This window comes from Kitasatospora herbaricolor (assembly GCF_030813695.1).
Lineage (GTDB): Bacteria > Actinomycetota > Actinomycetes > Streptomycetales > Streptomycetaceae > Kitasatospora > Kitasatospora herbaricolor.
Genome location: NZ_JAUSVA010000002.1, coordinates 8,887,124 through 8,903,818 on the forward strand (window position 1 = coordinate 8,887,124; position 16,695 = coordinate 8,903,818).

Sequence of the window (16,695 nt, forward strand, 5' to 3'; positions counted from 1 at the left end):
GGTCGCAAGGAACGGGCCTGAGCTGTGGAGCCTGGCGTAGGCGGTGGAACCGTGCCGCACATCACCCGGGGTCGCCGGCCGGCGGCCCCGGCGGCGTCACCCCGAACGGGAGCGAGCGGCTCGGTACGGGGCGGCGGGGCGGGGGTCCGGGCGGGGAGCAGCGGTCCGCGCCGGACGGGACCGGGACGCGCGTCCCGTCCGCGTGGTTCACCGGGCCGCAGGCGGGACCTGGGCGAGTGGCGGAACCGGGGCGAAAACGCGTAGCCGGAGCGAGAACGCGGAAAAGCGGGTGCGAAACACCGGGGAACGTGTACGCGGCATGTCCGGGGTATGCACACGGTCGGAACGAGGCGTGTACGGCTGGCCCGAAGTTGGCGTACGGAGTGTCACCGGAGGGAGTGCCGGGCCGTGTTCGGCGCGGCCGGGCCCGGTGAAAAACGGCCAGAGGCCCGTACCGTGCTTGCACACGGTACGGGCCTCTGCTGCGATGGCAGATGCCGGTGCAGTGGAAGTCAGAGGGGGCGAATGTTCTCCGCCTGCGGGCCCTTCTGGCCCTGCGTGACGTCGAACTCGACCTTCTGGCCCTCGAGCAGCTCACGGAAGCCCTGGGCGTTGATGTTCGAGTAGTGGGCGAACACGTCAGCGCCGCCACCGTCCTGCTCGATGAAGCCAAAGCCCTTTTCCGCGTTGAACCACTTCACGGTGCCAGTAGCCATATAAAAATCTCCTTCAGAACTGTACGAAGCCCGCCACTTGCGAACTTCGCGTCGCAGAGCTGACGCCGAGCCCGGGAAACCCGAGGAAATAAAAATGCGCCTGTCTGTTGGAACCAGCAGGCGCACACAAAATTTCATGGGAACCAAAACTGCAACTGATTCGACTGTAGCAGCATCGGCGCCGCCGCGGGCGATTGGCGGGCTGCGGGATTTTCCGGCGTGTTCGTGAACCGGCACGTCCGGCGCCGTCGCGGCGCCGGGAACCGGTCGGCATGGACGGCCGGAAGCGGGGCAGCCGCAGGGCGGATCCCCGTCGCCCGGACGGCTCCGTACGGACCTGCCGGGCGCCGGCGGGGGCACCCCGTTGGAGAGGAACTGCGTTGTGAGCGAGAACCTTTGGGAGCACCGTCCGGAGACCGGCTACCTCACCGGGACGGACCTGGCCGGGTACCGGGTCGAGGCGATCGACGGCCACATCGGCAAGGTGGACAAGCACACCGCGGACGCCGGCGAGGCGGGCGTCGTGGTCGACACCGGTGTCTGGATCTTCGGCAAGGAGGTCCTGCTGCCCGCCGGCTGCATCTCCAGCGTCGACCCCGACACCGGGACGGTGTACCTCAACCGGACGAAGCAGGACGTCAAGGACGCCCCCGAGTTCCTGCGCGAGCGGCACGACGGGGACTCGGACTACCGGATGCACCTCGGCGAGTACTACTACGGCCGGACGATGCCGTAGCCGCGGCGGGACCAGGGCGGACCAGGCGGGGGCGCGCCGGCGGTGGCCGGCGCGCCCCCGCCGCCGTGCCGGCCCCGGGCACGGTCCGGCCCGGGCACCGTCGGGCCCCCGCGCGGTCCGGCCACGGCACCGTCCGGTCAGATCAGCTGGACCCCGATCAGGCAGGTGTCGTCGTCCGTGTCGGCGTTGCTGTGGGTCAGCAGGTGGTCGAGCTGCTTCTCCAGGGTCGGCCCGGTGCCCGCCCCGGCCGTCCCGTGGGCGAGCGTGAGCAGCCGGTCCAGTGAGTCCTGCACCGACCGGTCCTTGCGTTCGATCAAGCCGTCCGTGTACATCAACAGGGTGTCGTCGGACTGGAGTTGGAGCTCCGACTCCTCGTACTCGGTCTCCGCGACCGCGCCCAGCAGCAGCCCGCCGACCAGTGGCAGGGTGCTCGCCCGGCCGTCGCGCAGCAGCACCGGCGGCAGGTGCCCGGCCCGGGCCCAGCGCAGCGTCCGGGTTTCCGGGTCGAAGAGGCCGCAGACGGCCGTGGCGGTGACGTTCTCGGTCAGATGGTGCGCCACCACGTTCAGCCAGGCCAGCAGCTGGCCCGGGCCGGCGCCGGTGGCGGCCAGCCCGCGCAGCGCGTTGCGCAGCGCGACCATGCCGGTGGCCGCCTCGATGCCGTGGCCGGCGACGTCGCCCACGCAGAGCAGGATCTGCTTCGAGGGCAGCACCACCGCGTCGTACCAGTCGCCGCCGACCAGGTGGTCCTTCTCGGCCGGCCGGTAGCGCACCCCGATCCGCAGACCCGAGGTGTCCATCGGCCCGCGGGTGGGCGGCATGATCGCGTGCTGGAGCTGGCGGGCCAGCCGGTTGCGCTCGGCGGCCTGCTGCTCGCTCTGGGCCAGCTGGTCGCGGGTGGCGGCCAGCGCCACCTCGGTCCAGTGCTGGGCTGAGATGTCCTGGTAGGCGCCGCGGACGGCGGTCAGCCGGCCCTCCAGGTCCAGCACCGGCTCGGCGACCACCCGGATGTGCCGGGCGATGCCGTCCGGCCGCCGCAGCCGGAAGGCGGTGGAGGCGGGCAGCAGGTGGTGCAGCAGGGTCCGCAGGAAGCGTCCGATGGCCTCGGCGTCGTCCGGGTGGGCGTGCGCCCGCAACTGGTCGATCGGGATCGGCGCCGCCGAGGGGTTGAGGCCGTACAGGTCGAACAGCGGGCTGTTCCAGGTGATCCCGCCGGTGACGGTGTTCTCCTCGAAGCCGCCGATCCGGCCCAGCCGCTGGGCGTGCTGGAGCAGCTCGGCCACCCTGGCCGCCTCGTCCTCGATCCGCCAGACCAGCAGGACGGCCCCGCCGTGCCGGGTGAGGCTCAGGTCGGCGACCGCGTTCAGCGGCACCTGCCCGACCACCGCGGTCAGCGTCATCCGCTCGGCCCGGAACGGCTCCCCGCCGGCGTGCACGTACGCCACCTGCTCGAACAGGCCGCCCGGCCCGGCCGCCAGCGGGTACGCCTCGAGCAGCAGCGAACCCGCGACCTCGCTGCGCGGGCGCCCGGCGAAGTCCACGAACCGCGCGCCCGCGTGGTGCACCCGGAAGTCGGTGACCTGGCCGTTCTCGACGTGCGGCACCAGCACCAGCGCCGGGTCGTGCAGGCCGTCCGCGAGGTCGACCAGCTCGCCCAGCCGCTGCGAGGGCTCCGCGCCGGGCGCGCCCGCCCGGCCGGGGAAGGCACCGGACTGGTGCTCAAGGGTGTGGGCGCACAGCTCGGCCAGCGCCTCCGCCTGCCGCCGGATCTGCGGCGACGGCGGGGCCGACGCGTCCGGCCAGCAGATCTCCAGCACGCCGGTGATCCGCCCGCCGAGCCCGGCCGGCACGGCGGCGCGCCCGCCGGCATTGCGGTGATGGCCGATCGAGGGCAGGCCCGAGCGGCCGAGCGACTCGATCCAGACCGCGGCGCGTCGGGTCAGCGCCTGCCGGGCCGGGGTGGCCACGCCCGGGGGGACGTAGTGCCAGCGGCCGGCCTCCTGGGCCGGGAACCCGGCGTGCCCCGCGAGCGCGAGCGAGCCGTCCGGGTGGGCGCTCCAGATGGCGACGGCGGTGGCGCCCAGCGGGGCGAGGGCGTGCTCCAGCAGCGACTCGGCGACCGCCTGGGTGTCGCCGGCGGCCAGCGCCCCGCTCTCGGCGCTGCGCAGCCGCACGGCGACGGGTGTGCCGGCGGCGTCGGCCCCGGGCGGGGCGAGCAGGTCCCGGGTGGTGTCGGTGAGGTGGTCGCGGGCCGCCTGGTTGACGATCTCCGCGGCCAGTTCCAGCGGCGACCGGCCGGCCTGCCCGGCCAGCTCGGTGAGCTGCCGGGCGGCCTGCGAGGGGCCGCAGCCCAGCCGCTCGACCAGGATGCCCTTGGCGAGCTCGACCAGCGCCCGTCCGTCCGCGGTGGCCTGGGCCTCCTGGACCTGCCGGTGCAGCCGTTCCACGGTGGACGCCAGCCGTCCGACGGTCACCTCCGCGGCCTCCGCCGGGCCCGTCGGGGCGTCCGCCGGCGGTGACGACGCGTCCCGATCCGGGCCGGCGGGGCGCCGGGCCGGCGGCGGGTGGAGCAGCTGCACCGGTTCGGTTTGCGGGGGGACCTGCACGGGCTGCTCCTTCGGTCGGGTCCGCCGGGGCCGGGCGGTGGCCGGGGCGGGGGTGCCGCGCCGGTCCGGGCCGGGGGCCGGTCCGGACCGGCCCGGCCTAACGGCCCAGCCAGTGCTGGATGCAGGCGACCAGGTCCGCCGCGTCGACCGGCTTGGTGACGTAGTCGCTGGCCCCGGAGGCCAGGCTCTTCTCCCGGTCGCCGGGCATCGCCTTGGCGGTGACCGCGATGATCGGCAGCGAGGCGTGCTCGGGCATCGCGCGGATCGCCGCCGTCGCCGTGTAGCCGTCCATCTCCGGCATCATCACGTCCATCAGGACCACCGACACGGCCGGGTTGGCGACCAGGGCCTCGATGCCGGCCCGGCCGTTCTCGGCGTGCAGCACCCGCATGCCGTGGAGTTCCAGGATGCCGGTGATGGCGTACAGGTTGCGGGCGTCGTCGTCGACCACCAGCACGGTGTGGCCGGCCAGGGTGTCGCCGATCTCGCGCGCGGCGGGCTTCGCCGACTCCTCCGGGCGGACCAGTGGAAGCACGTCGCCCGGCTGGTCCGCGCTCAGGTGCAGGGTGATCCGCTCGCGCAGCTCGTCCAGGCTCGAGAGCAGTTCGAGCGGCTGGCTGGTGCTGCGCGACTGGAGGGTGAGCTCCTGGTCGGCCCGCATCCGGCGGTTGTTGTGCGCCAGGATCGGCACGCCCCGCAGCGCCGGGTCGTTGTTGACCTCCTCCAGGAACCGCAGCGCGGCGCCGTCCGGCAGGTCGAGGTCGAGCACCGCGCAGTGGCAGGCCTCGGTGGCCAGCGCGGCCGCGGCCTCGCGCACCCCGAGGGCGGTGACGAGCTCCACCGAGCGGGCGGAGCTGCCGAGGTCCCCGGCGTCGCCGAGGTCCGCGACGGCGCTCTCCGCCACCAGCGAGAGCAGTCCGCCCGCGCGGGCCTCCACCACCAGCAGCCGGCGGCGCTGCCGGGGCAGCGGCGCGGCCACGGCCGGCGGGGCGGCCGGCCGGGCGAGGGCGCTGCCGCGGGGCTGCGGGCCGGCCAGGTCGGTGCGGGCGGCGGGCAGGTAGAGGGTGAAGGTGCTGCCCTGGCCGACCGCGCTCTCGGCGGTGATGGCGCCGCCGAGCAGGTAGGCGATCTCCCGGCTGATGGAGAGCCCGAGGCCGGTGCCGCCGTACTTGCGGCTGGTGGTGCCGTCGGCCTGCTGGAAGGCGCCGAAGACGCTCTGCAGGTGCTCCTCGGCGATCCCGATCCCGGTGTCGACGACCCGGAAGGCCAGCACCGGGCCGTTGTGCCGGGCCAGGTCGGGGATCTCGGCGAGGTCCGCGTTCTCGATGCTGAGCCGCACGCTGCCGGTCTCGGTGAACTTCACCGCGTTGGACAGCAGGTTGCGCAGGATCTGCCGGAGCCGGTAGTCGTCGGTGAGGATGTCGGTCGGCACCCCGGGGGCGGTGGTGATCCGGAAGCTCAGGCTCTTCTGGGTGATCAGCGGCTGGAAGGTCGCCTCGACGTAGTCGAGCAGCTGGCGCAGCGGCACCCGCTCGGGGTTGATGTCCATCTTGCCCGCCTCGACCTTGGAGAGGTCGAGGATGTCGTTGATCAGCTGGAGCAGGTCGGAGCCGGCCGAGTGGATGATGCCGGCGTACTCGACCTGCTTGGCGGTCAGGTTGCGGGTCGGGTTCTGGGCCAGCAGCTGGGCCAGGATGAGCAGGCTGTTCAGCGGGGTGCGCAGCTCGTGGCTCATGTTGGCCAGGAACTCGGACTTGTAGGTGGAGGCGAGGGTCAGCTGGTGGGCGCGGTCCTCCAGCTCCTGGCGGGCCTGCTCGATCTCCAGGTTCTTGGTCTCGATGTCGCGGTTCTGCGCGGCCAGCAGTGCGGCCTTCTCCTCCAGTTCGGCGTTGGAGGACTGCAGGTCCTCCTGACGGGACTGGAGTTCCCGGGAGCGGACCTGCAACTCGGCGGTGAGCCGCTGGGACTCGCCGAGCAGCTCGTCCGTCCGGGCGTTGGCCACGATGGTGTTGACGTTGACGCCGACGGTCTCCATCAGCTGGTCGAGGAAGTCGCGGTGGGTCTGGGTGAACCGGTGCACGGAGGCCAGCTCGATCACCCCGAGGACCTGCCCCTCGACCACGATCGGCAGCAGGATCAGGGAGTTGGGGGCGGTGGCGCCGAGGCCGGAGGCGATGGTGACGTAGCCGGCCGGCACCTCGTCCATCGAGATGGTGCGCCGGCTGCGGGCCGCCTGCCCGACCAGCGACTGGCCGAACCGGAAGGAGAGCGGCCGCCCCGGGCTGCCGGGCAGGTCGCGCATGCCGTACGAGCTGATCAGCCGCAGTTCGGGGCCGTCGGCCGTCTCGTCGGCCAGGTAGAAGGCCCCGTACTGGGCGCCGACCAGCGGGGTGAGTTCGTCCATCACCAGGTCGGCGACCACCGAGAGGTCGCGGCGGCCCTGCATCAGGGCGGAGATCCGGGCCAGGTTGGACTTCAGCCAGTCCTGGTCCTGGTTGGCGCGGATGGTCTCGCGCAGGGACTCCACCATGAAGTTGATGTTGTCCTTGAGGTCGCCGACCTCGCCCGGGGCCTCGACGGTGATGGATCGGGTCAGGTCGCCCTCGGCGACCGCGCTGGTCACCTCGGCGATGGCGCGGACCTGGCGGGTCAGGTTGCCGGCCAGCTCGTTGACGTTCTCGGTCAGCCGCTTCCAGGTGCCGGAGACGCCTTCCACCTCGGCCTGGCCGCCGAGCCGGCCCTCGCTGCCGACCTCGCGGGCCACCCGGGTCACCTCCGCGGCGAACGAGGAGAGCTGGTCGACCATGGTGTTGATGGTGGTCTTGAGTTCGAGGATCTCGCCGCGCGCGTCGACGTCGATCTTGCGGGTCAGGTCGCCGCGGGCCACCGCCGTGGTGACCTGGGCGATGTTGCGGACCTGGCCGGTGAGGTTGTTGGCCATCGAGTTGACGTTGTCGGTGAGGTCCTTCCAGGTGCCGGCCACGTTCGGCACCCGGGCCTGGCCGCCGAGCGTTCCCTCGGTGCCGACCTCGCGGGCCACCCGGGTCACCTCGTCGGCGAACGCCGACAGGGTGTCGACCATGGTGTTGATCACCCCGGCCAGTGCCGCCACCTCGCCCTTGGCCTCCACGGTGATCTTCTGCGAGAGGTCGCCGCGGGCCACCGCCGTCGCCACCTGGGCGATCGAGCGGACCTGACCGGTCAGGTTGGAGGCCATCACGTTGACGTTGTCGGTGAGGTCCTTCCAGGTGCCGGAGACGCCCCGGACGGTGGCCTGGCCGCCGAGGTTGCCCTCGGTGCCGACCTCGCGGGCGACCCGGGTGACCTCGTCGGCGAAGGCGGAGAGCTGGTCGACCATCGTGTTGATGGTCTCCTTGAGTTCGAGGATCTCGCCGCGGGCGTCCACCCGGATCTTCTGCGAGAGGTCGCCGCGGGCCACCGCCGTGGTGACCTGGGCGATCGAGCGGACCTGCGCGGTCAGGTTGTCCGCCATCACGTTCACCGACTCGGTGAGGTCGCGCCAGGTACCCGACACGTCCTGGACGTTGGCCTGCCCGCCGAGCCGGCCCTCGGTGCCGACCTCGCGGGCGACCCGGGTCACCTCACCGGCGAAGGCGGAGAGCTGGTCGACCATCGTGTTGATGGTCTCCTTGAGTTCGAGGATCTCGCCGCGGGCGTCCACCCGGATCTTCTGCGAGAGGTCGCCGCCCGCCACCGCCGTCGCCACCTGGGCGATCGAGCGGACCTGCGCGGTGAGGTTGCCGGCCATCGAGTTCACCGAGTCGGTGAGGTCGCGCCAGGTGCCGGAGACGTCCTGGACGTTGGCCTGCCCGCCCAGCCGGCCCTCGGTGCCGACCTCGCGGGCAACGCGGGTCACCTCCCCGGCGAACGAGGACAACTGGTCGACCATGGTGTTGACGGTGTTCTTGAGTTCGAGGATCTCGCCGCGGGCGTCCACGGTGATCTTCTGCGTCAGGTCGCCCTTGGCGACCGCGGTGGCCACCTGGGCGATGTCCCGCACCTGGGTGGTGAGGTTGCCGGCCATCGCGTTGACCGAGTCGGTCAGGTCCTCCCAGGTGCCGGAGACCCCGGGGACCTCGGCCTGGCCGCCGAGCCGGCCCTCGGTGCCGACCTCGCGCGCCACCCGGGTCACCTCGGAGGTGAACAGCGACAGCTGGTCGACCATGCCGTTGAAGACCGTGGCGATCTCGCCGATCAGGCCCTCGTCGTCCGGCAGCCGAGTCCCGAAGTCGCCGTCGCGGACGGCGGTCAGCCCGGCCAGCAGCTGGCGCAGTTCGGGCTCGCCGACACCCGCGGGCCCCGACGCGGCCGGCGTGGCCGGCGGCCGGGGGACGGCCGCGCCGGCCCGGGAGGCCTCCGGCGCCGTCTTCGGTCCCGGGGTGCCCGGGTCGGCCGGGCCACGGCCCTTCGTTGCGGCCGTCGCCTTGCCGGCGCTGGTGTCAGACATGCCGTCCCGCACTTCCCCTCGTCCGCCGTAAGGGCCGCGGACATCGCCCGGAGCGTCTGCGCGCCACGCGCTCGGCTGCCGATCCTGGACCTCAGGAGGCTCGTCGGGGGCCGGAGGACCGTCCGGTCGAGCCGCTTGGAGGTTACCCCAGGGGAGAGCCGGGGTACTGCGCTGCGAGCCCACGTCAGGGGTCGTCCGGGGCGCGGCGGCGGACGGACGCGGGGCGCGGCTGCGCCCGGCGCGCGGGCCGTGGCCGAGGCCGGCCGGCGCCGGGCGTGCCGCCGGAGGAGCGGTGCCGGAAGTGTGACGGGAGGGTCGGCGGGTAGACGCGGCTTCAACCGGACCGTGCGGGCCCGGTGCGCGGCGGGCACGCCACGGACGTCAGGAGGTGTGTGCGGCCATGACCCTCGAAGTGACCCCCGGGGAGCGAACCGCCGGGCCGTTCGCGCATCCGGCGCTGTTCTACCGCGGCCGCACCGAGTACGCGGCGGCCGTCGGCGGCTTCGTCCGGGAGGCTCTGGCGGCCTCCTTACCCGTCCTGGTGGCGGTGCCCGGCGAGCGGCTGGAGCTGCTCCGGGACGCGCTCGGGCCGGCCTGCGGCGAGCTGGAGAGCGCCGACATGACCGCGCTCGGCCGCAACCCCGGGCGGATCCTCGCAAGGCTGCGGGAGTTCGCGGCCGGACACCGCGGCCGGGCCGTGCGGATCGTCGGGGAGCCGATCTGGCCGGGCCGCTCCGCGGCCGAGATCACCGAGGCGACCCGCCACGAGGCACTGATCAACCTGGCCTTCCGGGGGACCACCGGGACCGTCCTGTGCCCCTACGACACCGCCGGCCTGTCGCCGGCGGTGCTCACCGACGCCCGGCGCACCCACCCGACGCTGGTCCGCGGCGGGACGAGCCGGCCCAGCCGGGCCTACACCGATCCGGCGCTGGTGGTCGCCGCCTGCGACACCCCGCTGCCCGAGCCCGCCGGGGCCCGGGAGCTGGCGTACGGGCCGGGCCGGCTGGCGCAGGTCCGCGAGCAGGTGCACGGCTGGGCGGCGGCCGCCGGCCTCGGCCTGGCCCGGACGGCCGACCTGGTGCTGGCGGTCGGCGAGGCCACCGCCAATTCGATCGCCCACGGCGGGGGCCTCGGCCGGCTGAGGTTGTGGACGGCCGACGGGCACGCCGTGGCGGAGATCACCGACGGCGGCCGGCTGGCCGACCCGCTCGCCGGCCGGAGCCGGCCCGGCCCGGCCGGGGCGGACGGCGGCCGCGGGCTCTGGATGATCCACCAGCTCTGCGACCTGGTCGAGACCCGCGCCACCGGTGCCGGCCTCACGCTGCGCCTGCACGTCGGAATGGGCCCTGGCATTCCGTGACATTCCCGGCACTCTGTGGCGGTACCGTGTGGAAGTCGTGAACGTCGGTCGTCGGCCGGCGTGCTCCGGAGGAACCCGGGTACCCGGGTGGGACACGAGGCCAACCGGTGGAAGGACTGCCATGACGACGTCGCTGAAGGCTGCACTGACCGCTGACCCTGGCACGGAGCGCACACACCCCGCCCCCGAGTACGGGGCGACCGCCGTCGACGCGACCGCCCCGGCGGACGAGGACCCGGGCGTCCTGATGATCGAGAACCCCCGCGAGGTGGCCCCCGCCGACGCCAGGCAGCTGTCGAAGGCCCTCTTCGTCCGCCTCGCCGCGCTGGAGGAGGGCACCCGCGAGTACTCCTACACCCGAGCCACCCTGATCGAGCTCAACCAGTCGCTGGTCCGCTACGCGGCCGGCCGGTTCCGCAACAGCCGGGAGCCGATGGACGACATCCTGCAGGTCGGGACCGTCGGCCTGATCAAGGCCATCGACAGGTTCGAACCCGAGCGCGGGCTGGAGTTCACCACCTTCGCGCTGCCCACCATCATCGGCGAGATCAAGCGCTTCTTCCGGGACACCACCTGGTCGGTGCACGTCCCCCGCCGGCTCCAGGAGCTGCGGCTGACCATCGCCAAGGCCGGCGACGAACTGGAGCAGGGGCTCGACCGGGCCCCCACCGTCGCCGAACTCGCCGCCCACCTCGGACTGACCGAGGAGGAGGTCGTCGAGGGGATGGTCGCCAGCAACAGCCACACCGCCGGCTCCCTCGACGCGGGCACCGACGACGAGGCCGAGAACGCCCTCAACGCCCGCCTCGGCTTCGAGGACCCGGGGTTCGAACGGCTGGAGAACCTCCACGCGGTCAAGCCGCTGATCGCCGCGCTGCCCGAGCGCGAGCGCAGCATCCTGTCGATGCGGTTCGTCGAGGAACTCACCCAGTCCGAGATCGGCAGCCGGCTCGGCGTCTCCCAGATGCACGTCTCCAGGCTGCTCTCGCGCACCCTGGCCACGCTGCGCAGCGGTCTGCTGGCGGAAGAGGACTGACAAACCCGCAGCGCCCCGCGGACCGCCGGCCGGGCTGGGCCCGGGGGCGGCGGTCGGGGTAGGGTTCCGGACGGCCGCGGCGTACGCACGCCCGACCGGCCCGCACCCGTCGACGGGGCGCGGGCGGACCGGTCCGCGGGCGGCACACGCCACGCGGGTGGGGCTCCGGCACTCCGGGGCCGTGACGGAGCATGATGCCCCACGTGGGTACGGAAGACTGCCGTGGAAGGTGCGGGACGATGGGAATCGGTGAGGCCGGTACGGGCTCGACGTGGCCGGCGGCCGCGGCCGGCCGCTTGACGGTGGACACCCGGCAGGTCGCCGGCGCCGTGGTCTGCTCGCTCGCGGGCGAACTCGACCTCGACAGTCTCGGCCCGGCCCGCGAGGCGCTGGAGGCGGCCACGGCCGCCGGCCCGCCGATGCTGGTCGTCGACCTGGCCGACCTGCAGTTCTGCGACTCCTCAGGGCTCAACCTGCTGCTGCAGACCCGGCTCGCCGCCGAGTCCGCGGCGCTCCCGATGCGCCTGGTGGCCCTCGCGCCGCAGGTCGCCCGGGTGTTCGAGATCACCGGGGCGGGCACCGTGTTCTCGATCCACGACTCGGTGGGCGAGGCCGTCGCGTCAGGCTGACGCCCCAGGCCGGCCGTCCCGGCCGAGCGGGCCCCCGGCGGTGTGTCGTCCGCCAGGAGCAGGGCAGACGACACACCACAGGGACCGGACCGGGACGGGGAAACGGCCCGGGACGAGCCGAAGTCGACCAGTGCAGAGCATCATGGCGGGGTGAACCAGATGAGTTTCCAGACTCCCGGGGACACGGGGCCGGCGCGCCCCGGCCTGCCCCTCACCGGGCAGCGCCGGCGCCTCGCGCTGTCCGGACTGAAGGGCCAGGTCGCCCGTGGCCGGGACTTCACCCGCCAGGCCCTCGCCGACTGGAACTGGCCGGCCGGCCAGGACCCGCACGGCCAGAGCACCGCGGACGACGTCCTGCTGGTGGTCTCCGAACTGCTGGCCAACGCCTGCCTGCACGCCGGCGGCCCGCACGAACTCGTCCTGACCGCCTCCGCGGACGGACTGCGCGTCGAGGTGCTGGACGGGGACTCCACCGTGCCGGTCCTGCGCTCGCCCTACGAGCCCGGCCGCCCGGGCGGCCACGGGCTGCACATCGTCCAGAAGCTCGCCGACCGCTGGGGCGTGACGCCCGTTCAGGGCGGGAAGTCGGTCTGGCTGGAGTTCGCCGCGGGGCGCCTGTCGGCGTAGGTTCCCCGGTGGACCTCGTGGAACCGGAGACCGTGCCGGATCGGGTCGGGCACCTCGGCAACCTGGTGGAGACCTTCCTTCCGTGGCGGGGGACGGCCGTGCCGGTGCTGCTGCTCTGCGCCCCGGCCGGACGCTCACCGCGTGCGACCGTGGCGCACCTGCCCTCGATCCGATTCGGTGTCCGAGGCTGAGCGCGGACCGCAGGGACGACAGCGCCCGCCGCCTCGGCGGCGGGCTCGACGCCGAACCCCTCCGGCGGGTGATCGCGCTGGGCGACCTCAACAGCACCCGACTGCGCCCGGTGACCTCGCGGCTCACCGCGGCGCGTACCGAATTCGGCTTCACCTGGCCGGCGGCCCGTCCGCTGGCCCGGGTCGACCAGGTTCTGTGCGGTGGCCGGCGGTCGCTGCCGGCCACCGCGCTGCCCGCCACCGGCAGCGACCGTCTCCCTCTGATCGCCCGCCCCGGGTGGTGACCCGGGGCCGGGAGGGTGCGGGCACCGGCGGCGGCCTCCGGTGCCCGGCCGGCCCGCCGGGCCGGTCAGGCCGCCGCGACCCCGGTGTGCGTCCGGTGCAGCGTGGGCCGCTCGATCTCGTCCAGCAGCGCGCGGGCGAAGTCAGCCGGGGTGATCCGGCTGTCCGCGTCGGCCGGCGCGACCACGTACCCACCCGTGGGGGAGCCCTCGCGGTCGAAGTCCCCGGCCGGGCTCAGCACCACCCAGTCCAGCGCCTCGGGCGCGGCCGCGCGCAGGGCGTCGGTGCCGGCGCCGTGGGCGCCGTAGAACTCCCGCCACTCCTGCGGGTAGCCGGCCGTGTCCATCAGCAGGCCGCCGGACGCGGTCGGCAGGACGGACGCCAGCCCGACCGACACCAGCCGCCGGACCCCGGCCGCCGGGAGCCCCTCGGCCAGCGCCCGGGCGACGGCCGGGAAGAACTCGGCGGGGCCCGCCGCGGGGTCGTACACGGCGACCACCGCCGCGTCGTGGCCCGCCGCGAGCCGCGCCACGGCCGCCCGGTCCGTCACCTCGCCGTCCGCCCGGCGTACCGCCGTCACCCGGTGACCCCTGCGCCGTGCCTCCGCCACGGCCGCCCGGCCGACCCTGCCGCTCGACCCGAACACGATGATGTGCTGCTGCCTGGTTTCCATGGCCGGGAGCGTAGGCCGGGGGCTGGTTTCCGATCGGGTACCGACCTACGGTGTAGGGCATGACGAATCCGTCGGTCGGGCCGGCTCCGCTGGATCCCGGGATGTTCGACCCCGTCTGCCCGTCCGCGCTGGTGCCGTTCCGGCTGGGCGACAAGTGGGCCACCCTGATCCTGCGCTGCCTGCAGGACGGCCCGCGCCGGTTCTCCGAACTGAAGGTGCCGCTGCGCGGGGTGACGGCCAAATCTCTGACCCACTCGCTGCGCGCGCTGGAGCGGGACGGATTCGTCGTCCGGACGGAGCACGAGGGGGCGGTGCGGCGGGTCGACTACGCGCTGACCACGCTCGGCCGGGGGCTGCTCGGCCCGCTCGACACGGCCTGCGCCTGGACGCGCGAGCACTGGGACGAGCTGATCGACGCGCAGGAAGCGGGCCTCGCGAGGGCGGTCGGGCGGCACTGAACGGCCGTGGTCGGGTGGCCCGGCCGGTGCCCCCTCCGCACCGGCGGCACCGGCGGCGTTACGCGCGGCCGCGCCCACATGCGATTGACGCCCCGCCGGGCCAGGCGGTCGGATGATCCCCATGAGCATTCGGCAGAGGGACCCTGGTCCGCCACCCGTCACGGACGAGCAGGTGCGCCGGCTGATCGCCGGGCAGTTCCCGCAGTGGGCCGGGCTGCCCGTCGAGCGGTTCCCGTCCGGTGGCACGGTCAACGCGATGTTCCGGCTGGGTGACGCGATGGCGGTCCGGCTGCCGCTGGTGGCCGGCGGGGTCGGCGATGTGACGACGGAGCAGGAGTGGCTGCCCCGGCTCGCGGCCGCGCTGCCCACGGCCGTCCCCGAGGTGCTGGCGGCCGGGGAGCCCGGCGAGGGGTATCCCTGGCCGTGGTCGGTGTACCGGTGGTTGCCGGGGGAGAACCCCGAGGCGGGGGCGCTGAGCGACCCCGTCCGGCTGGCCGAGGACCTGGCCGGGTTCGTGACCGCGATGCGGGGGCTCGGCCTGCCCGGGGCGCCGCGGGCCTACCGGGGCGGCCCGGTGGCCACCCTCGACGCGGGGACCCGCGCGGCGATCGAGGCACTGCGCGGGATCCCGGAGGAGGGCGTCGACTGCGACGCCGCGGCCGCCGTCTGGGCGCGGACGCTGCGGGCCCCCGGCTGGACCGGGCCGCCGGTGTGGCTGCACGCCGACCTGATGCCGGGCAACCTGCTGGTGCGCGAGGGCCGGCTCAGCGCGGTGATCGACTTCGGCTGCACGGGGGAGGGCGATCCCGCCTGCGACCTGTTCCCGGCGTGGAACCTGCTGCCCGCGCCGGCCAGGGGGGTCTTCCGTGAGGCGCTCGGCGTGGACGACGCCACCTGGGTCCGCGGCCGGGGGCGCACGCTCTCCCAGGCGCTGATCGCGCTGCCCTACCACCGGCGGACCAACCCGGCCATGGCGGCGAACGCCCGGCACGTGATCCGGGCGGTGCTGGCCGAGGACTGAGCGCCGAACGGGGTACGGAGCCGCGGGTGCTCGGGCCTGGGCCGGAGGTGCCGGTCGCAGCCGGGGCCGACGGCTGCGACCGGCACCGCCGGCCCCCGGGTGGATCGCTCAGACGACGGTGACGTCCACCGTGGTGAAGCCGAGCGAGCGCAGCAGGCCGACGAACATCGTCCGGGTGTTGGTCTCGGCCGTCGACGTCAGCACGGTGTCCTTGGCCGCGGTCTGGATCTTCTCGGTCGCCAGGACCTCCAGCTGCTGGAGGTTGCCGGGGTTGCCGGAGAAGAAGTCGCCGATCCGGTCGAACAGGCCGCGCTGCTGCGAGTAGACGTACGAGCGCTTCACATCCAGTGCGGTCTCGGCCAGTTGGGCGTGCGGCAGCCGGAGCTGGACCGAGGTGCGGTCCGCCGAAACGGTCACCGCGTCGGCGCCCAGTTTGCCGAGGTCGGTGTAGGCGCCGACGGTTCCGGCGGCCACGTAGAGCGTCCGGTTGCCGAGCAGTTGCGAGGGCAGGAACTTGGCGTCGTTGTCCAGGTCGATGATCACCTGGAAGTTGCCGGTGGCACCGGTGTAACGACTCATGTCCTGGATGGACTTGAGCAGGACCGGCTGGCTGCGGTCGACCTGGCGCTCCGCGAAGGGGTTGGGCAGGCCGGGCAGCAGGTCGAAGCGGGCCGCGGCGAGGAAGACCGCCAGGATGGCCGCCAGGGTGATCGGGATGCTGAGGTACCAGGGCAGCCCGCGCCGGGACCGGGCCGGCGCCGGGGCGGGTTCGCGCTCCTGGACGCGCACGGAACCGCCCTTCGCGGCCCGGTCGCCGGCTGTCTCCGGGCTCCGCCGGGCTCCGTCCGCGGCTGCCTCGGGCTCGCCGGCCGTCGAGGGGCCAGGCTCGTCCTGGGCTCCGCGGAGCGGGCGTCTGTTGCGGGGGAGTGCCATCGCGTTGTCCTCCGTGGGCCGAGGACGGAGCCGGATGCGCCGTCCCCTCGACGACCTTCTGCCCCCGATTCGGCGTTCCATCAACTAGCCGGTGGCAAAAGGTTTTTGCCACCGGCTCGGGAGTGTACGACCGGCCCGTCCCGCGCTTGGGAAGGTCAGCGGGGGGTGGCCAGATCGGCCCAGGTGAGGCAGAACGGCGCCCGCGCCGCGGTGCCCCAGCTGTCGGCCAGCGCGTCGACCAGCAGCAGCCCGCGGCCGCGTCCCCTGTCCATGGTCCCGGACAGCCGCCAGGAGTCGACCACGTCCGCGACGTCGAAACCCGGGCCGACGTCCGCGACGATCAGCCGGACGGACTCCGGCCGGCCCGGATCGGTCAGCATGTGCAGATTCGCCCAGTACGGCGGGTGCCCGTACCGGACGGCGTTGCCGGCCAGTTCGCTGGCGATCAGCGCCAGGTCCGGGCCCAGCTCCGACAGGCACCAGTCGCACAGCTGGCCGGACACCCGGGAGCGCAGCAGCCGCGCCGCCGTGCCGTCCGGGGGCAGCCGCCACAGTTCGGACTCCGCCCGACAGGGACGGCGATCGGGGACGACGAGTGCGTTCATGGCAGCCTCCGTCCGGTATTCGTCGCCGCCGCCCCGCCGGACCGGTCCGGACGGAACTCCCGACCGGTCACCGGCCGCCGCGGGCCGGGAGCGGTCGTGGGCGCGGCGCACGTCACGGCGCGTCGTAGCGCTGACCGTCCTCGATCACGGTCGTGGCGTGCCCGCCCGAGAAGCGCCGGCGGCGCAGGACGCTCACGTAGCAGCACAGGCCCAGCAGGCCCGCCGCCATCAGCACCAGCCCGACCACGTTCAGGTTCACCCCGGACAGGTGCCAGTCCACGCCGAAGGTCAGGATCGCGCCCGCCGCGAAGATGAGGACACAGCCGCCTATACCCATGGGAACCACCTCTT

At 74.0% G+C, this 16,695-nt stretch carries 16 protein-coding genes; 9 read left to right on the top strand and 7 right to left on the bottom strand.

Annotated features, from left to right (window positions below; all coding sequences use genetic code 11):
* Positions 1 to 512: 512 nt before the first annotated feature.
* Positions 513 to 716, bottom strand: coding sequence for a cold-shock protein (locus tag J2S46_RS38385; protein WP_034090357.1), 204 nt, complete (start codon positions 714 to 716; stop codon positions 513 to 515).
* A gap of 382 nt (positions 717 to 1,098) precedes the next feature.
* Between J2S46_RS38385 and J2S46_RS38390 the strand changes: the two genes are divergently transcribed.
* Positions 1,099 to 1,452 carry a PRC-barrel domain containing protein gene (locus tag J2S46_RS38390; RefSeq protein WP_191294664.1) on the top strand — a complete coding sequence of 118 codons (354 nt, stop codon included), beginning with the start codon at positions 1,099 to 1,101 and terminating at the stop codon, positions 1,450 to 1,452.
* A gap of 137 nt (positions 1,453 to 1,589) precedes the next feature.
* On the opposite strand, the gene J2S46_RS38395 is transcribed toward J2S46_RS38390, so the two are convergent.
* Together J2S46_RS38395 and J2S46_RS38400 are read right to left on the bottom strand one after the other, a co-directional pair.
* A complete protein-coding gene (locus J2S46_RS38395) occupies positions 1,590 to 4,058 on the bottom strand; it encodes a SpoIIE family protein phosphatase (protein ID WP_191294665.1) in 2,469 nt (822 codons plus the stop codon).
* Positions 4,059 to 4,155: 97 nt separating this feature from the next.
* Positions 4,156 to 8,526, bottom strand: coding sequence for a HAMP domain-containing protein (locus J2S46_RS38400; RefSeq protein ID WP_307352604.1), 4,371 nt, complete (start codon positions 8,524 to 8,526; stop codon positions 4,156 to 4,158).
* 400 nt (positions 8,527 to 8,926) lie between these two features.
* Between J2S46_RS38400 and J2S46_RS38405 the strand changes: the two genes are divergently transcribed.
* The 6 genes from J2S46_RS38405 (at position 8,927) to J2S46_RS38430 (ending at position 12,656) form a co-directional block, all read left to right on the top strand.
* Entirely contained in the window at positions 8,927 to 9,889 is a 963-nt protein-coding gene (locus tag J2S46_RS38405; protein WP_191293445.1) for an anti-sigma factor RsbA family regulatory protein, read from the top strand.
* A 121-nt stretch (positions 9,890 to 10,010) separates the two neighbouring features.
* Entirely contained in the window at positions 10,011 to 10,925 is a 915-nt protein-coding gene (locus tag J2S46_RS38410) for an RNA polymerase sigma factor SigF (RefSeq protein ID WP_191293446.1), read from the top strand.
* A 239-nt stretch (positions 10,926 to 11,164) separates the two neighbouring features.
* On the top strand, positions 11,165 to 11,554 hold the full coding sequence (locus tag J2S46_RS38415; protein WP_191293448.1) for an STAS domain-containing protein: 390 nt from the start codon (positions 11,165 to 11,167) through the stop codon (positions 11,552 to 11,554).
* A gap of 159 nt (positions 11,555 to 11,713) precedes the next feature.
* Complete coding sequence (locus tag J2S46_RS38420; protein WP_191293522.1) at positions 11,714 to 12,181, top strand: ATP-binding protein; 468 nt, start codon at positions 11,714 to 11,716, stop codon at positions 12,179 to 12,181.
* An 8-nt stretch (positions 12,182 to 12,189) separates the two neighbouring features.
* Positions 12,190 to 12,372, top strand: a complete 183-nt coding sequence (locus tag J2S46_RS38425; RefSeq protein WP_191293449.1) for a hypothetical protein — start codon at positions 12,190 to 12,192, stop codon at positions 12,370 to 12,372.
* Between the two features lie 68 nt (positions 12,373 to 12,440).
* Positions 12,441 to 12,656, top strand: coding sequence for an endonuclease/exonuclease/phosphatase family protein (locus J2S46_RS38430; RefSeq protein WP_191293451.1), 216 nt, complete (start codon positions 12,441 to 12,443; stop codon positions 12,654 to 12,656).
* 65 nt (positions 12,657 to 12,721) lie between these two features.
* Here the strand turns inward: J2S46_RS38430 and J2S46_RS38435 are convergent, their stop codons facing one another.
* The gene (locus tag J2S46_RS38435) at positions 12,722 to 13,327 is read right to left on the bottom strand and encodes an NAD(P)-dependent oxidoreductase (protein ID WP_191293453.1); all 606 of its coding nucleotides are present in this window, start codon (positions 13,325 to 13,327) and stop codon (positions 12,722 to 12,724) included.
* A gap of 59 nt (positions 13,328 to 13,386) precedes the next feature.
* Between J2S46_RS38435 and J2S46_RS38440 the strand changes: the two genes are divergently transcribed.
* Together J2S46_RS38440 and J2S46_RS38445 are read left to right on the top strand one after the other, a co-directional pair.
* Positions 13,387 to 13,785 carry a winged helix-turn-helix transcriptional regulator gene (locus tag J2S46_RS38440; RefSeq protein WP_191293455.1) on the top strand — a complete coding sequence of 133 codons (399 nt, stop codon included), beginning with the start codon at positions 13,387 to 13,389 and terminating at the stop codon, positions 13,783 to 13,785.
* A gap of 121 nt (positions 13,786 to 13,906) precedes the next feature.
* Positions 13,907 to 14,806 (top strand): aminoglycoside phosphotransferase family protein, encoded by a 900-nt coding sequence (locus tag J2S46_RS38445; protein ID WP_191293457.1) that lies wholly within the window; start codon positions 13,907 to 13,909, stop codon positions 14,804 to 14,806.
* Between the two features lie 108 nt (positions 14,807 to 14,914).
* Here the strand turns inward: J2S46_RS38445 and J2S46_RS38450 are convergent, their stop codons facing one another.
* The 3 genes from J2S46_RS38450 to J2S46_RS38460 form a co-directional block, all read right to left on the bottom strand.
* Complete coding sequence (locus J2S46_RS38450) at positions 14,915 to 15,595, bottom strand: DUF4230 domain-containing protein (RefSeq protein WP_229913247.1); 681 nt, start codon at positions 15,593 to 15,595, stop codon at positions 14,915 to 14,917.
* 299 nt (positions 15,596 to 15,894) lie between these two features.
* A complete protein-coding gene (locus tag J2S46_RS38455) occupies positions 15,895 to 16,344 on the bottom strand; it encodes an ATP-binding protein (protein ID WP_191293460.1) in 450 nt (149 codons plus the stop codon).
* Between the two features lie 112 nt (positions 16,345 to 16,456).
* Positions 16,457 to 16,681, bottom strand: coding sequence for a DUF6458 family protein (locus J2S46_RS38460; protein ID WP_191293462.1), 225 nt, complete (start codon positions 16,679 to 16,681; stop codon positions 16,457 to 16,459).
* Between the last annotated feature and the right edge of the window lie 14 nt (positions 16,682 to 16,695).

What these genes read in the sequence shown, in the direction of transcription:
- J2S46_RS38385 (WP_034090357.1), bottom strand. Translation starts at nt 716, where the DNA reads ATGGCTACTGGCACCGTGAAGTGGTTCAACGCGGAAAAGGGCTTTGGC.
- J2S46_RS38440 (WP_191293455.1), top strand. Translation starts at nt 13,387, where the DNA reads ATGACGAATCCGTCGGTCGGGCCGGCTCCGCTGGATCCCGGGATGTTC.
- J2S46_RS38400 (WP_307352604.1), bottom strand. Translation starts at nt 8,526, where the DNA reads ATGTCTGACACCAGCGCCGGCAAGGCGACGGCCGCAACGAAGGGCCGT.
- J2S46_RS38455 (WP_191293460.1), bottom strand. Translation starts at nt 16,344, where the DNA reads ATGAACGCACTCGTCGTCCCCGATCGCCGTCCCTGTCGGGCGGAGTCC.
- J2S46_RS38460 (WP_191293462.1), bottom strand. Translation starts at nt 16,681, where the DNA reads ATGGGTATAGGCGGCTGTGTCCTCATCTTCGCGGCGGGCGCGATCCTG.
- J2S46_RS38435 (WP_191293453.1), bottom strand. Translation starts at nt 13,327, where the DNA reads ATGGAAACCAGGCAGCAGCACATCATCGTGTTCGGGTCGAGCGGCAGG.
- J2S46_RS38410 (WP_191293446.1), top strand. Translation starts at nt 10,011, where the DNA reads ATGACGACGTCGCTGAAGGCTGCACTGACCGCTGACCCTGGCACGGAG.
- J2S46_RS38445 (WP_191293457.1), top strand. Translation starts at nt 13,907, where the DNA reads ATGAGCATTCGGCAGAGGGACCCTGGTCCGCCACCCGTCACGGACGAG.
- J2S46_RS38405 (WP_191293445.1), top strand. Translation starts at nt 8,927, where the DNA reads ATGACCCTCGAAGTGACCCCCGGGGAGCGAACCGCCGGGCCGTTCGCG.
- J2S46_RS38415 (WP_191293448.1), top strand. Translation starts at nt 11,165, where the DNA reads ATGGGAATCGGTGAGGCCGGTACGGGCTCGACGTGGCCGGCGGCCGCG.
- J2S46_RS38420 (WP_191293522.1), top strand. Translation starts at nt 11,714, where the DNA reads ATGAGTTTCCAGACTCCCGGGGACACGGGGCCGGCGCGCCCCGGCCTG.